A 13431-nucleotide genomic window follows, 5' to 3' on the forward strand; every position below is an offset into this window, starting at 1 on the left:
ATTTCACTTTCGAAAGTTCTACTTTTTCATTAAATTACCAGGTAGATAGATTTAGTTTTCAATTAATAAACTAATACTAATTATCAATATTTTTATATTAGGATATTCGAATTAGTTCTATTGTGATAAATTTAAATTACCACACTTAACTGAAAAGTGTGACAATTAAAGCTGAAGGGGGAAATGTGATTTGAAAGAGTTTAAGTTTACGAAGTTTCTAAGTAGTCTTCTTGCTATTGTTATGGTGCTTTCGCTATTTGTTCCATTGTCGAGTGCTAGTGCTGAAGAACCGAAACCATTCAAGCAGGATAGCCAAAGTGAAAGTATTATTCAATTAAAGGCGGCTATCGCTGAACAGCAAAGCTTGTCTAAAGAAGGCCCTACTCTTCACGAAAGCTTACAAAATGTATCAGGCAATCAAGATGTTGCAGTCATCGTTCATTTATCTGAAATGCCTGTAGCACTAGAGCAAGGAATGAGCCAAGTGAAAGGCAAAAAATTCTCTAATGCCCGAGCAAATGAAGTACGTTCAAATGTAAAAGCTCAACAAGCAAAAGTAAAAAAAGAGTTAGCTACTAAAAAAGTTCAGATGACTCAAGGATACACATTTGATACTGTTTTAAACGGTTTTGCGGCAACGGTAAAAGCAAATGATCTCCCGAAATTGCTTACAATAGAAGGAATTACATTAATCGAACCTGATGCAACCGTTTATGCATCAGAAGATACACCGATACAACCATCGGAACTAATAAAGGAAGACCAATTAGAAGTGCAAATGAATACAAGTATTTCTTTCCTTGGCATCGAACAGCTTTGGAATGAAGGTTTTGAAGGACAAGGAATAAAAGTAGCAGTATTAGATACTGGTATTGATGCAGATCACCCTGAGTTCGCTGGGGTTTATAAAGGTGGGAAAAACTTTATTCCAAATTCAGCAACTTATACGAAGCCTCGTGCAGATGACGATGCATCAGAAACATTACCTTCAGAGCGCCCAGCTGGGACACCTGAATTTAATGAAAAGGGAAGCTCGTTCTATACATCTCACGGTACACATGTTGCTGGAACAATTGCAGCAATCGGTGCTAACGAATTCGGTATTAAAGGAATTGCGCCAAAAGTAGACCTTTATGCTTACCGAGTTCTTGGGGCATACGGCAGTGGTGCTACATCTGGTATTGTGAAAGCTATTGAAACTGCTGTAATAGAAAAAATGGACATTATCAATCTATCACTTGGAGGTGGAGCTAACTCTGAAACAGATGCTGGTTCATTTGCTATTAATAATGCCATGATGGCTGGAACAATCGGCGTAATTGCAACAGGGAACTCTGGGCCAAATCGCGGAACAATGGGCACGCCTGCAACCGCTCGTTTAGGAATTGCTGTTGGTAACACATCATATCCTGAAACGATGTTTAACGGGGAAGTGAATGTTACAATTGGCAACTACAACTTAACGAAACAGCTTCCATTAATGGGGACGACTTTTGGAAAAAATTTAGCTACACAGCTTCAAGGTGAGTTTGACCTAGTTGCTGTTCCTGGAAACGGGGAAGTAAAAGATTTTGAAGGAATTAATGTCGAAGGCAAAGTGGCGTTGATTGCTCGTGGAGGTATTGCATTTGTTGATAAAATTGCGAATGCAAAGGCAAATGGAGCAGTGGCAACCATTATTCATAACTTTGCTGGTGGAACAAATGCACCAAACATTTCAGGTACATTCCTAGGTGATTCATTTGAGTTTCTACCGTCATTTGATATGTCCCAAACGGACGGCGATGCAATTCGCACTGCATTAGCAGGCGGAACTGGAAAAGTAAGCTTTAGTAAATTTGCTTCCACACAGACACTTGGGGATGATGTAAACACTTCAAGTTCACGTGGACCATCTACACCAAACTTTGATATTAAACCAGATGTAAGTGCACCTGGGACAAACATTATGTCATCTATTCCAATGTATAAAAAAGATTTCCCTGATGCCTCTTATGCAGAAGCATATGCGCGTAAAACAGGAACTTCTATGGCAACACCGCATATTGCAGGTATTGTTGCATTAGTTAAACAAGCAAATCCTGAATGGAACGCATTCGACGTTAAAGTGGCAATTTCTAATACAGCAAAGGTTTTAGATACAACAAAATACGATGTGTTTTCTCAAGGTGCTGGGCGCGTAAATGCTTATGCAGCCGCTCATCCTGAAATTCTTGCCTATGCACTTGATAGCGCAATAATAGATGGAACTGGGGCTGTTGCTGAAAACTTAAAAGGTACAGTTACTTTCGGTCCACAATCAGTTAAAGATCGTGATATTTCTGTAACAAAGCAAGTTTTAGTAAAAGATATGAAAGGAAACGGCGGCAATTACAATGTAGCAGTGGATGTGACAAAAACATTTGGTGATGCAACTGTTACAGTAGATCAGCCGACCTTTAACCTAGTTGGTGAGCAAGTTTTAAATGTTACATTAACCGCTTCACAAGCTACAGCACCTAACGGCTCTGAAATACTAGGGTATATTTACATCAGTAGTGGCGATACAGAAATTTCCTTACCATTCGCAGCTGACTTTAGCGGTGCGGCAGTAACTGAAATTAAAGATTATAAAATTACTGAAACAGATCTATCCTTTAATGGCGATGGCGTGAAAGATTCAGCTGTACTTTCATTTACATTAACGGGTGATGTAACAACTAACTATATCGAGCTTTGGGATATTATGAATCCAGAAGGTGGAGAATATGGTGATGGCTACATCGGTTATCTGCATGCAGGGACTGCACTAGGAAAAGGCTCTTATACGCTGAATGTTGGCGGGCAGTACAAACCATGGGGATCAGCACCTGCCACAACGATTCCAGATGGTCTTTATACAATTGACTTCACTGGTCTTGCAGCATCAGGAGTAGTTTCCGATTATGTCGGCCCTATTATTGTAAAAACGACGAAACCAGAAATTACTGGTTCAGTAGCTGAAGGTGTCGCTACAGGTCAGGTAACAGATAAGTATATCGACTACAATGATGAGTTATATTTATACGGTTTAAATTACAATTTAAATGATAAATTAAAAGCTTCTTATATTTCTACAGTAAATGGCGAAGTACAAGCACCAGTTGCTTTTGAATTAAATCAGGACGGTAGCTTTACATTCCCAGTAACAGCAGAAACGAATGCTGTGTCAGTAAAAATTACTGATGCTGCTGGCAATATTGGCGAAGAAAAGATATATGAAAAAGCAGTTGTAGAACCAGTAGTAACACTTTCGGTTAATCCAACTGAGTTAAACCTAACAACTGGCGAAACTGCACAACTTACGGTGACAGAAACGTCAACGCCTGCAGAAGGTGATGCAACAGAGGAAGACGTAACTTCAAAAGCTACTTACGTAGTTGGAGATGAAACTGTTGCAACAATAGTAAATGGATTAGTAACGGCAGTAGGTGCAGGTACGACTACAATTACAATTTCATATGGTAATAACGAAGTGACAATAAATGTTACGGTTAAAGCAACGGTTATCGAGGAACCAACAGTAACATTAGAAATCGACCAGGCTCAGGTTGAAACGAGAATAGGTAAAGAAGTTACAGTTAAGATTACTGAAGTAACAACGTTTGATGGTAAAACAACAGAAAAAGATGTTACGAAGCTGGCAACCTACGAAGTAGCAAATAATAAAATAGCTACTGTAAAAGCAGGGGTCGTAAAAGGAAAAGGTCAAGGTAATACTACTATTACGGTAACGTATGGTGAGCACAAACTAACATTTGATGTGTTAGTTGTAAAGCCAGGTAATGGCAACGGCGATGGCGATGGCAATGGTAACGGCAACGGTAACGGTAACGGTAATGGCAATGGTAACGGTAATGGCAACGGTAACGGTAATGGTAATGGTAATGGTAACGGCAATGGTAATGGTAATGGTAATGGTAATGGCAATGGTAATGGTAATGGTAATGGTAATGGCAATGGTAATGGTAATGGTAATGGCAATGGTAATGGTAACGGTAATGGTAATGGTAATGGTAATGGTAACGGTAATGGTAATGGCAATGGTAATGGTAACAGCAATGGTAACGGCAATAACGACGTTACAGAGGTTCAGTTATAATTCATTGCAGTTCACATAAAAAAGAGAAATTGCGTTATGCAATTTCTCTTTTTGCTATTTATTATAAAGTTATTGATTGTATTTTAAGCGCCAAAGGGGCATTCAATACGTAACAAGTAATTGCTTCCTCTGCTAGATTTTATATTAAATTTCTTAGGAAATAATAGTTAATCGTTTGATGTTTGCAATATTATTGCAATATAAATGCCATAGACGTAAACAAATTAACACCTCCTTGTTCTTTTTCTCAGAAAAATCTATGATACGATTATTTTATATTAACAACCAAGAACGAACATGGAGGATACATGAATGCTTAAAAAAATTATATCAATTGTACCAGTTGCAATGCTCTCTGCAACTTTAGGTGCTAATGCTCAAGCTGCAACGATTACCGTACAAAAAGGTGATACCCTTTGGGATTTATCACGTGCACATAATACATCAGTAGAAAATATTCAAACGTTGAATCATATTAATACTAACCTTATTCACCCTGGAGATGTTCTTACCATTGCACAGCAAAAGCAATATACCGTTAAGCAAGGTGATACATTATGGGATATAGCCTTAGATCATCAAGTAACCGTTTCACAAATTAAAGAATGGAACCAATTACATACTGATCTCATTCACCCTGGTTTACAACTATCCATCTTTGTTGGTATGAAATCTAGTACGGCTGTAACTGAAAAACCAACAATGCCTGCAACCCATGAAGCAAAGGAACCTGCAACTTCAGTGGACAATACGCCTGAAGCAAGCACTCCATCAACAAATAATACTACTTCAACGGAGAGCAAACCTGAAGCGACTGTTCCATCGACAAGCAATACTGCTTCAACTGAAAGCAAACCTGAAGCAACTGTTCCATCAACAAGTAATACTACTTCAACAGAGAGTAAACCTGAAGCAAACGCTCCATCAACAAGTAATACTGCTAAGGAAATTATAGTGGAAGCTTCAGCCTATACAGCATCATGTGAGGGATGTTCCGGTATTACCGCTACTGGTATTAACCTTAAAGCAAACCCAAATGCTAAAGTCATCTCAGTTGACCCAACTGTTATTCCACTTGGTAGTAAAGTTTATGTAGAAGGCTATGGGGAAGCAATTGCAGGCGATACGGGCGGAGCCATTAAAGGCAATCGAATCGATGTCTTTTTCCCTTCGCAACAGGATGCCATTAACTTTGGCGTAAAACAATTAAAAGTAACAATATTAAACTAGACTATTAGCTATTTCCATCCTATTCTTAGGATTTAATATATAGATGAACAACAAGGTAACTTGACTCCTTATACGAAACAAAAAAGAACCCAAATTGGGTTCTTTTTTGCTTATTTTTCAGGACCTCTTAGCGTTATTTAAGCATCGTTGCAGTTAAAAATTCACGTGTTCTTTCCTCTTTCGGATGGTTGAAAAATTGATCAGGTGTGCCGCGTTCAATAATGGTTCCATCGTGCATATACACAATCCAATCAGCTACTTCTCTTGCAAATCCCATTTCATGGGTTACAACAACCATTGTCATTCCTTCTTCAGCCAAGTCTTTCATGGTTGTTAATACCTCTCCCACAAGCTCGGGATCGAGTGCCGATGTTGGTTCATCAAAAAGCATAATGTCTGGTTCCATCGCTAGGGCTCTTGCAATTGCCACCCGTTGCTTTTGTCCCCCAGATAGTTTACTAGGATAGACATCTGCCTTATCTTCCAAACCTACTTTTTTCAGTAATTCTTCTGCTGTGTTAATGGCCTTTTTTTTGTCTACACCCTTTACCATAATAGGCGCTTCAATAATATTTTCCAAAACTGTTTTGTGAGGGAATAAGTTGAAATTTTGAAACACCATCCCTACCTTTTCTCTAATCTTGTTAAGGTCATCTGTCCGTGGATTGACTTCATTTCCTTCAATTATAATATTGCCGTTATCCTTTCTTTCTAAAAAGTTCAAACAGCGCAGGAGGGTACTTTTCCCTGACCCACTCGATCCTATTAGACAAACAACATCACTCTCGTAAACTGTCATGTCGATATTTTTTAATACATGTAAATCTCCAAACGATTTATTCAATTGATTTATTTTAATCATTTCCTTGGTGTCCAATTTTTTCAGCTCCTATCTGTCGCTTATTGCTAATTTCAGTTCAGTTCGGTTCACTACAAATGTCATCAACGCTACTAGTAATAAATAGTAGACTGCTACGATGAGTAAATAGGTCATTTCATCAAAATTATTCGATCCTAGTGTTGTCGCCACATTAAACAGCTCATTCATGGAGATAAATGCGGCCAACGAAGAATCTTTTAAACTGATGATAAATTGATTGCCTAAAGGCGGCAATGCTCGACGAAATGCCTGTGGAAGAATAATTCTTCTTAATGTCAGTATCTTTGTCATTCCCAAAGAGCGGCCTGCCTCAACCTGACCTTTATCGACTGCCTGAATTGCGCCTCGAAGGATTTCAGAAATATAAGCTCCATTATGTAACGCTAGAGCAAGTGAAGCAGCCCAAAAATCAGGAATAAGGAAAATCCCACTTATTCCGAAGTAAAGGATAAATATTTGGACAATCAGCGGTGTTCCGCGGACCAAATAGACATATATATCTGAAATAAGTTTTAAAATTTTTATATTAGAAATTTTTAATAGAGCAAAGACAAGTCCAATGACAATTCCTAGTATGATAGAAACCACCGTCAGCTCTAATGTTAATAGCATAGCTTTAAAGAATACACCTTTTGTTTCCATTAGTATGTTAAAAAAATGCGAAAAACTTGGCAAAGTACTACTTCCTTTCTTTCTATAGCATTGATTTATTCTGGTTTTTTGGTAATGTCCTCACCAAAATACTTGATACTGATTTGAGTCAGTGTCCCATTTTCTCGGAGTTGTTCCAAAGCTTCATTTACTCGCTTCAATAGTTTTGGATTATCCTGGGGCAGCACAATCGCTTGTTCACTGCGATTAATTAATTGCTGTCCTTTAATCTTAAATCCTTCCTTTTCAGCTGTTTTTCCTGTAACAAAATCAGTAATGACCGCATCATGACGTCCTGTGCTCAACGCCTTTAAAGCTGTAATATCGCTGTCATAAGTTTTGACTTTGTCTGTATACTCGGAAGCAGTATCGGCATATGTCGATCCTTTTGCAACAGCTACTTCCTTTCCCTTTAAATCTTCGACAGTCTTAATTTTACTATCTGGTCTGGTAAAAATTTTCGGTCCAGAATAATAATACGGGGTAGAGAAAGAAACATGTTTACTTCGTTGCGGGTTAATCGTGTGGCTCGCAACCGCTGCATCCGCTCGGCCTGTTTTTACCCCTTCTACAATCCCTTTGAACTTGATTCGTTTCTGAACCGGCTCAAGGCCCATTTCCTTTGCAATTGCTTCCCCAACCTCAATATCAAAGCCCGACATTGTGAGATCGTCATTCATATAACTAAATGGCTTAAATTCACCAGAAGTAGCAAAAACAAATTGGTTTTTATTTATCAGTTCAGAACCATCCTCAAGCTTCTTCTTCTCTGTACAACCAGACAAAAAGCAGACTACGATTATACTAAAGACCAATAGTAATTTTTTATTCAACAACATGTTGGTTATGACTCCTTTTCCCTTTCGATTATTCCTACAATGCTTCTTGCTAAATAACTTGCTTATGATGGTTAATACCCTATCTACTCCCGATAAAACAAAAAAGTGTCAGGCACTGTTAATAGTACCCGACACTTTTGAATCATTTTTAATTTATATACATCTCTTTCAAGTGTTCTCTCTCCTCAAATATTGATGCTTTTTAGACGTTAAAAAAAGATTATTCTTTGGTGAATTTCATATAACATTTCTCATCAATATAAACTGACTGTTCAAATACTTTGTTTATATAATTGCCCAAATGCTTTAATACTCACTATGGAAGACAATTTATAAGCAAATGGTGTGGTACAAATATGTCTTTGAATCGTTAAACCTTCTTCTCTACAATTGTCTACTAAAAAAACAGCACCAATATAAAATTGATACTGCCTTAATTAACCGCACTTACTTGTGATATGGTTCACCGTTGCACCTTTAATGGAGGTTATTAATTTTCTAAGTCGCTGCTGAGGAAGCAGCTGCGTCAGCCTTTACACAATCAATTGCAACAACGAATGCAATAATGATTTCCTCCATCTCCTCATCCAATATTTGAACTTTATAGCTATCTCCCCAAGTGAACCACTCCTTGTTCACTTTACCGATGACTTCACCATGCTGTAAAACCTGAAACTCCATATCCCACCAGTTACCGTGTATCTCCATGTCTGCCCCATCAATCGTATAGCGTGCTTTAAAGAAAGAAAACTCCTTCTTAATCGTTAACACCTCTCGACCATTTACCTCAATAAAAAACTTCGGTAAAAAGCTGAACACCTTTTTCGTAATAAGGGCTACTTCATCTCTTGTTTTATTCATAATGGAGAAAGTCTTTGGAATTTGCATAAAACTACCTTCTACGTAATAAACATCCTTTTCCTGCTGATCCTTTATTGTGAATTTACCACTTAGACTGAATACCTTTTGCTTTATATAAAGTTGCTTCATTCTACATCTCCTTCGAAATAGCATATCAATATAGCGCAGATTTCATCATAGCTATTAATAATTATCAAAATAGTTTTTTGAAACTTGGACTTATAAATTTATTTATTCAGAGCATCAAATGTCAATACCTTACAACACTAAAGAAGCGTTTCATCTTTTCATATATAAGTAAATTTTATAAAAAAAGTAGTTCCTTCAGATCCTGTTTGAAATTCAATTTTTGCGTTATGACGGGCAGCAATTGCATAGCAGATACCTAGACCTAAGCCAGTGCCATTATCTTTGGTCGTGTAAAATGGAGTACCCAATTTCTCTACTATCGCAGGACTGATACCTTCTCCTTGATCCTGTACTGCAAGAATTACACAATTCCCATCCCCTTTGTAGGTACTGATGGATAGAACCTTACCTATGTTCATTGATTCTAAGCCATTACGGTAAAGATTTATTATCAATTGTCGTATTTCGTTACGATTTAAAAGTAAATCTGGAATGTCATTCAGATTAAATTGAATAATTTTATTTTGATTAAATGCATCTATCTCTATTAAAGGCGTAATATCGCGAATAATAGAATTTAAATCTAACATCTGTAAATCGGATGTCTTAGTATTACCTATAGAAAGAAATTCAGTAATAATAGAATTAGCACGGTCAAGCTCTTCGATCATGACATTAAAGTAATCATTATGTTTTTCGAATTCGCTCTCTTTTTTTAATAGCTGCAAAAATCCTCGTACTGTTGTCATAGGATTTCTAATCTCATGGCTAATACCTGCTGCCATCTGACCTATTAAGTCTAGGTTTGATAATCTTTTCAATTCCTTCTCATATTTCTTTTTTTCAGTTATGTTTTTTAAAAGGCAACAGATTCCCTCATCATATGGGTACGCAACTGCTTCGTACCAATAATCACCATAAGCTGAGGTCATTTCGAAATGTACTGCTATTCGCTCTGACATCGCACGATGAAATTCTTTATACATGACCGTATCTACACATTTAGGGAAAATTTCCCATATATTTTGTCCTAATACATCCTTTGCCGTTTTCCTTTGCGGCAAATATTGATGTTTATTCATGTAAAGAAATTCCCACTCTTTGTTCAATGCAAAGAATCCATCCGTTATACTTTCAATAACACTTGTAACCTTTTCATTAGCAGCAGCTAGTTCCCTTGTTCGCTCTTCTACCATATTTTCTAGTTGGTCCATATATAACAAGTTTGAAATTGTAGGCGCTGTGGCTTCGACTATCGATTTTGCTAATTGAATTTGAGATTCATGGAAATTACATGTTTCCCCTCCTAAATTGACAACTGTTATAACCCCTAATACTTCCCCCATTGAAATCAGTGGCATCATAAAAAGACTCATACTATCTATATTTGGAGTGAGAATTATACTTTTTGTTTCAATAATCTGTTGAATCATAGCTTCGTAGCTTTGGTTCATTCCTATGCTTTTTAGATTCTCCATCCAATCGGCTTCTGTCCAATCACAGTCTGTATTAAATTTCATGAATGTCATTGTGTTTTTTCCCAATGGATCCAGGAGGTGGGCTGCACTTTTTTCGCTACCTAAAACCTTTCCTAAGTAGTAAAAACATTTATCAAGACTTTTCTGCACGGAGGAACACATCGACAAATCACGTGTAACATTGAGTAACAATTGTTTTTCTGCAATAAGGTTTTCCTTTTGCTTTAAATTATTTGCGTTTTGAATTGCAACTGCAGCCATATTTACATATGCTTCAACACTCTGAATTTCTGATTCTGTTAAATTCATCGGCGTTCCATAATCAAATAAAAAAACTAAACCAAATATCTCTTGCTCATATGAGATAGGCAGTGCTAATAAGGATTTAATTTTGAAGGCTTCTACCGATCTCGGGTCCGGCCGATTATCCTTTGAGGTATCAGAGATATAGATGGTTTTTTTAGTTTCAATAACCTCTTTGGCCAGTAAGTCTGTTTCAACATCAATTACCTGTGTATCGAGGGTTATGCCATTCATATCTTCTGGTTTTCCCACAAATCCTCTAAATGTGCCATCTTTTTCTGGTAAATAAATACCCACCGAGTTACATTGCACGATTTCCTCGGAAATTGCCTGCGTTACACGCTGTAAAACTTCACGTAGTTCTAACTTTGTATTAATTACTTTGGTTATACTCGCGAGCCTAGAATATCTCGTCTGTTCACTTAACATTCACAATGTCTCCAATCAAAACCTACTAAAAGTAAAAGTATAATTTCTAGCTAACAGTCTAGTTCTAAATTAGTTTATATTATATCTGTATCCTATTATACATGGAAAACCTCTATTACTTATGATACGGTTTACCGTGATAGCGCTAGTCTGTTTCGACCCGATGATAGGAACGACCATAAGGCTTCTAATAACTCCAATTCGCTTTTATTTGTTCCTGCTATTATTCCATTGCCAGTCACCTTCAATGACTCTATCCCCTCAATAGACCATACATATGATACCGTTGAATAAGAACTGATTGTTGATTCTGTTTGCATGAACTACATTCTCCGAATGATTTTTATTGTCATTTGTTCCCATTCAGCTGCAATATTTAACACTCGCATCAAGACAAATTAAAATTAAAAGAAACATTTGATTCATAAATCTACTATATCCCCATTTTATTCTTAAACTCAGTTTGGAGAAAAAGGACTATCCAACAAATTCTTAAATGGAAACAGGTATAGAAAAAGAGAACTTTTTCTATACCTGTTTTTTTGTCTACTTTTTTAGTAAATCACTATTTTAGTTGGTGATGGATTGTAGCGGAAGGCGGTTTTTTCTATACTTAACTGGACTTAAACCATCCAGTTTTTCTTTTATTCTTTTTTATTATAGTATCCAATGTAATCATTTAATTGCTTTAATCGTATGGCTTTTCCAAAGATTTATGATTAAATCTAAGTTCGGACTTTTAGGAATTGAATAACCAACGATTTCTCAATGAAAGACATCAAAAAACGCAGATAAATAGCGTTTGACTTAGGAGAAGTTCCCTTCAAAAACCGCACTTACTTATGATACGGTTCTCTGTAATAAGTATAAGTGCGGTTTTTTTCGCCAACGTTTATAATAAAGAAAAGGACGGTGATAAGGATGTTAACGAAAGATTTACAGCAACAATTGATTGATACGATTAAGCAGCAGATTAATCCCGATTTTATTATATTGTTTGGTTCCTTCGCAAAAGGTACTGTGCGTGCCGAAAGTGATATTGATCTTGCTTATTTTAGTAAACAACCTCTATCATCTTATGAACGTTTTTTACTGTCTGGCGATTTGGCATTGGTCGCAAATCGGGAAATAGATTTAATTGATTTAAAACAAATTGATACCGTTTTTACAATGCAAATTTTCAAGCAAGGCATACCGATTTATATACATGATGAAAATGAATATACTCGTCAAAAAATGCGTGCCTATAGTATGTATGCCACATTAAGCGAGCAGCGCGCCCCGATAATTGAAGCAATTAAAAAAAGAGGAAGTGTTTTCGGCGATGAATGATGTGATATTAAGTAAAACAGCCACTATCGAACGCTGTGTGAAACGGATTCACGAGGTTTATGCGGGAAATCCCAATAATTTAAAAGATTATACAAAGCAAGATAGTATCATTTTAAATATTCAACGCGCTTGTGAGGCGAGTATTGATTTAGCGATGCACATTGTAAGTGAACAAAAATTAGGCGTCCCGAAAGCAAGTCGTGAAGGGTTTAAGCTGTTACAGGAAGCGAATATTATTGACGCTAAGTTAGCGAAAACATTAATGAATATGGTTGGTTTCCGCAACATCGCAGTACATGACTACCAAGCACTCAAACTTGAAATATTAGAAGCCATTTTAGAAAAACATATTGATGATTTTAAAGATTTTACGAAGGTCGTGTTACAACTTGAAGCATAGGTATTTTAAGTTAAATAAAGAAGAGCTTTTACTTAATAATATTTGCTTACTCAACTTGAATCCGGTACTTCTCCAAGAAACTTAAAATTGGTTAAAGCAGAAGATTGCGGTATCCAATTAGTTGCTTGTATTTAGAGCCATTGAGGATAATGAGTTAAATAACATGATATCTTTATGATGATTTTCTTTATCTGCACTCATAATTTCAATTCCTCGATCATCATACACATGGACGATACTCTTTGTTCGTCGATTAACAATAAAAACATCTGGGGCATACATACTATTATTTCGTTTTAATTGTGGTCGAAGCTTTGGAAAATCTTCATTCGCGAGTGATTTTAGTAGATGGGATAATTTTATTTGTGAAACGTTACATGACCAAGCCATTTGCTGAACTGCAACAAATTCTGCATCAAATAACCATTCAAAGTTCGTTAATTGCAATTGATATTTTCCCATAGAGTCTTTCATGTATCGTTTGAAAACATTGGGGTAGGTCGGTTTATTTTTAACAATAGGATAGCTATTTACAACAATAAAAAGCTCGTCCTCACTTTTAAATAAAAAGGACTGTACTTCCTGAAGTAATTGATACGTAACTTCATTCGTAGGATCATAGGAGGATTCTATATGTAAAAAATAAGGCCAATTATGATAAAAATTCGGCACTAATTTATGACCATCATAATAAGTATCCATAAAACGCTGAAATTTCATACAGTATTGAACCTCCTATCATTCTATTTGTTCCTCATTATATAATAAAAACCAACTAA

General features: G+C 36.4%; 11 protein-coding genes. 4 read left to right on the forward strand and 7 right to left on the reverse strand.

Features of this window, described 5'->3' with window-relative positions:
• Nucleotides 1-190 precede the first annotated feature (190 nt).
• Both FH508_RS23650 and FH508_RS23655 read left to right on the forward strand, forming a co-directional pair.
• The gene (locus FH508_RS23650) at nt 191-4120 is read left to right on the forward strand and encodes a S8 family serine peptidase (RefSeq protein WP_173479165.1); all 3930 of its coding nucleotides are present in this window, start codon (nt 191-193) and stop codon (nt 4118-4120) included.
• Between the two features lie 312 nt (nt 4121-4432).
• Nucleotides 4433-5350 (forward strand): LysM peptidoglycan-binding and 3D domain-containing protein, encoded by a 918-nt coding sequence (locus FH508_RS23655; protein WP_173479164.1) that lies wholly within the window; start codon nt 4433-4435, stop codon nt 5348-5350.
• Nucleotides 5351-5483: 133 nt separating this feature from the next.
• On the opposite strand, the gene FH508_RS23660 is transcribed toward FH508_RS23655, so the two are convergent.
• The 6 genes from FH508_RS23660 to FH508_RS23685 all read right to left on the reverse strand — a co-directional run bounded on the left by FH508_RS23660 (nt 5484) and on the right by FH508_RS23685 (nt 11240).
• Nucleotides 5484-6212: an amino acid ABC transporter ATP-binding protein gene (locus FH508_RS23660; RefSeq protein ID WP_173479269.1), complete on the reverse strand. Its 729-nt coding sequence runs from the start codon at nt 6210-6212 to the stop codon at nt 5484-5486.
• A 27-nt stretch (nt 6213-6239) separates the two neighbouring features.
• The gene (locus FH508_RS23665) at nt 6240-6905 is read right to left on the reverse strand and encodes an amino acid ABC transporter permease (protein WP_139860064.1); all 666 of its coding nucleotides are present in this window, start codon (nt 6903-6905) and stop codon (nt 6240-6242) included.
• Between the two features lie 32 nt (nt 6906-6937).
• The gene (locus FH508_RS23670; protein ID WP_139860066.1) at nt 6938-7720 is read right to left on the reverse strand and encodes a transporter substrate-binding domain-containing protein; all 783 of its coding nucleotides are present in this window, start codon (nt 7718-7720) and stop codon (nt 6938-6940) included.
• 498 nt (nt 7721-8218) lie between these two features.
• Complete coding sequence (locus FH508_RS23675) at nt 8219-8710, reverse strand: LURP-one-related/scramblase family protein (protein WP_139860068.1); 492 nt, start codon at nt 8708-8710, stop codon at nt 8219-8221.
• 158 nt (nt 8711-8868) lie between these two features.
• Nucleotides 8869-10920: a GAF domain-containing sensor histidine kinase gene (locus FH508_RS23680; protein WP_173479163.1), complete on the reverse strand. Its 2052-nt coding sequence runs from the start codon at nt 10918-10920 to the stop codon at nt 8869-8871.
• Nucleotides 10921-11051: 131 nt separating this feature from the next.
• The gene (locus FH508_RS23685) at nt 11052-11240 is read right to left on the reverse strand and encodes a hypothetical protein (protein ID WP_173479162.1); all 189 of its coding nucleotides are present in this window, start codon (nt 11238-11240) and stop codon (nt 11052-11054) included.
• Nucleotides 11241-11841: 601 nt separating this feature from the next.
• Here FH508_RS23685 and FH508_RS23690 point away from each other — a divergent pair.
• Both FH508_RS23690 and FH508_RS23695 read left to right on the forward strand, forming a co-directional pair.
• Nucleotides 11842-12252, forward strand: coding sequence for a type VII toxin-antitoxin system MntA family adenylyltransferase antitoxin (locus FH508_RS23690; RefSeq protein ID WP_173479161.1), 411 nt, complete (start codon nt 11842-11844; stop codon nt 12250-12252).
• Nucleotides 12245-12652 carry a type VII toxin-antitoxin system HepT family RNase toxin gene (locus FH508_RS23695; RefSeq protein WP_173479160.1) on the forward strand — a complete coding sequence of 136 codons (408 nt, stop codon included), beginning with the start codon at nt 12245-12247 and terminating at the stop codon, nt 12650-12652. Before FH508_RS23690 ends, FH508_RS23695 begins: the two co-directional genes overlap by 8 nt.
• Nucleotides 12653-12769: 117 nt before the next feature.
• Here the strand turns inward: FH508_RS23695 and FH508_RS23700 are convergent, their stop codons facing one another.
• The gene (locus FH508_RS23700; RefSeq protein WP_173479159.1) at nt 12770-13372 is read right to left on the reverse strand and encodes a DUF3885 domain-containing protein; all 603 of its coding nucleotides are present in this window, start codon (nt 13370-13372) and stop codon (nt 12770-12772) included.
• Nucleotides 13373-13431 lie beyond the last annotated feature (59 nt).

Source organism: Lysinibacillus sp. CD3-6, from assembly GCF_006351725.2.
In the GTDB taxonomy this organism is placed as follows: domain Bacteria; phylum Bacillota; class Bacilli; order Bacillales_A; family Planococcaceae; genus Lysinibacillus.

What these genes read in the sequence shown, in the direction of transcription:
- FH508_RS23655 (WP_173479164.1), top strand. Translation starts at nt 4,433, where the DNA reads ATGCTTAAAAAAATTATATCAATTGTACCAGTTGCAATGCTCTCTGCA.
- FH508_RS23660 (WP_173479269.1), bottom strand. Translation starts at nt 6,212, where the DNA reads ATGATTAAAATAAATCAATTGAATAAATCGTTTGGAGATTTACATGTA.
- FH508_RS23670 (WP_139860066.1), bottom strand. Translation starts at nt 7,720, where the DNA reads ATGTTGTTGAATAAAAAATTACTATTGGTCTTTAGTATAATCGTAGTC.
- FH508_RS23675 (WP_139860068.1), bottom strand. Translation starts at nt 8,710, where the DNA reads ATGAAGCAACTTTATATAAAGCAAAAGGTATTCAGTCTAAGTGGTAAA.
- FH508_RS23680 (WP_173479163.1), bottom strand. Translation starts at nt 10,920, where the DNA reads ATGTTAAGTGAACAGACGAGATATTCTAGGCTCGCGAGTATAACCAAA.
- FH508_RS23685 (WP_173479162.1), bottom strand. Translation starts at nt 11,240, where the DNA reads ATGCAAACAGAATCAACAATCAGTTCTTATTCAACGGTATCATATGTA.
- FH508_RS23690 (WP_173479161.1), top strand. Translation starts at nt 11,842, where the DNA reads ATGTTAACGAAAGATTTACAGCAACAATTGATTGATACGATTAAGCAG.
- FH508_RS23695 (WP_173479160.1), top strand. Translation starts at nt 12,245, where the DNA reads ATGAATGATGTGATATTAAGTAAAACAGCCACTATCGAACGCTGTGTG.
- FH508_RS23700 (WP_173479159.1), bottom strand. Translation starts at nt 13,372, where the DNA reads ATGAAATTTCAGCGTTTTATGGATACTTATTATGATGGTCATAAATTA.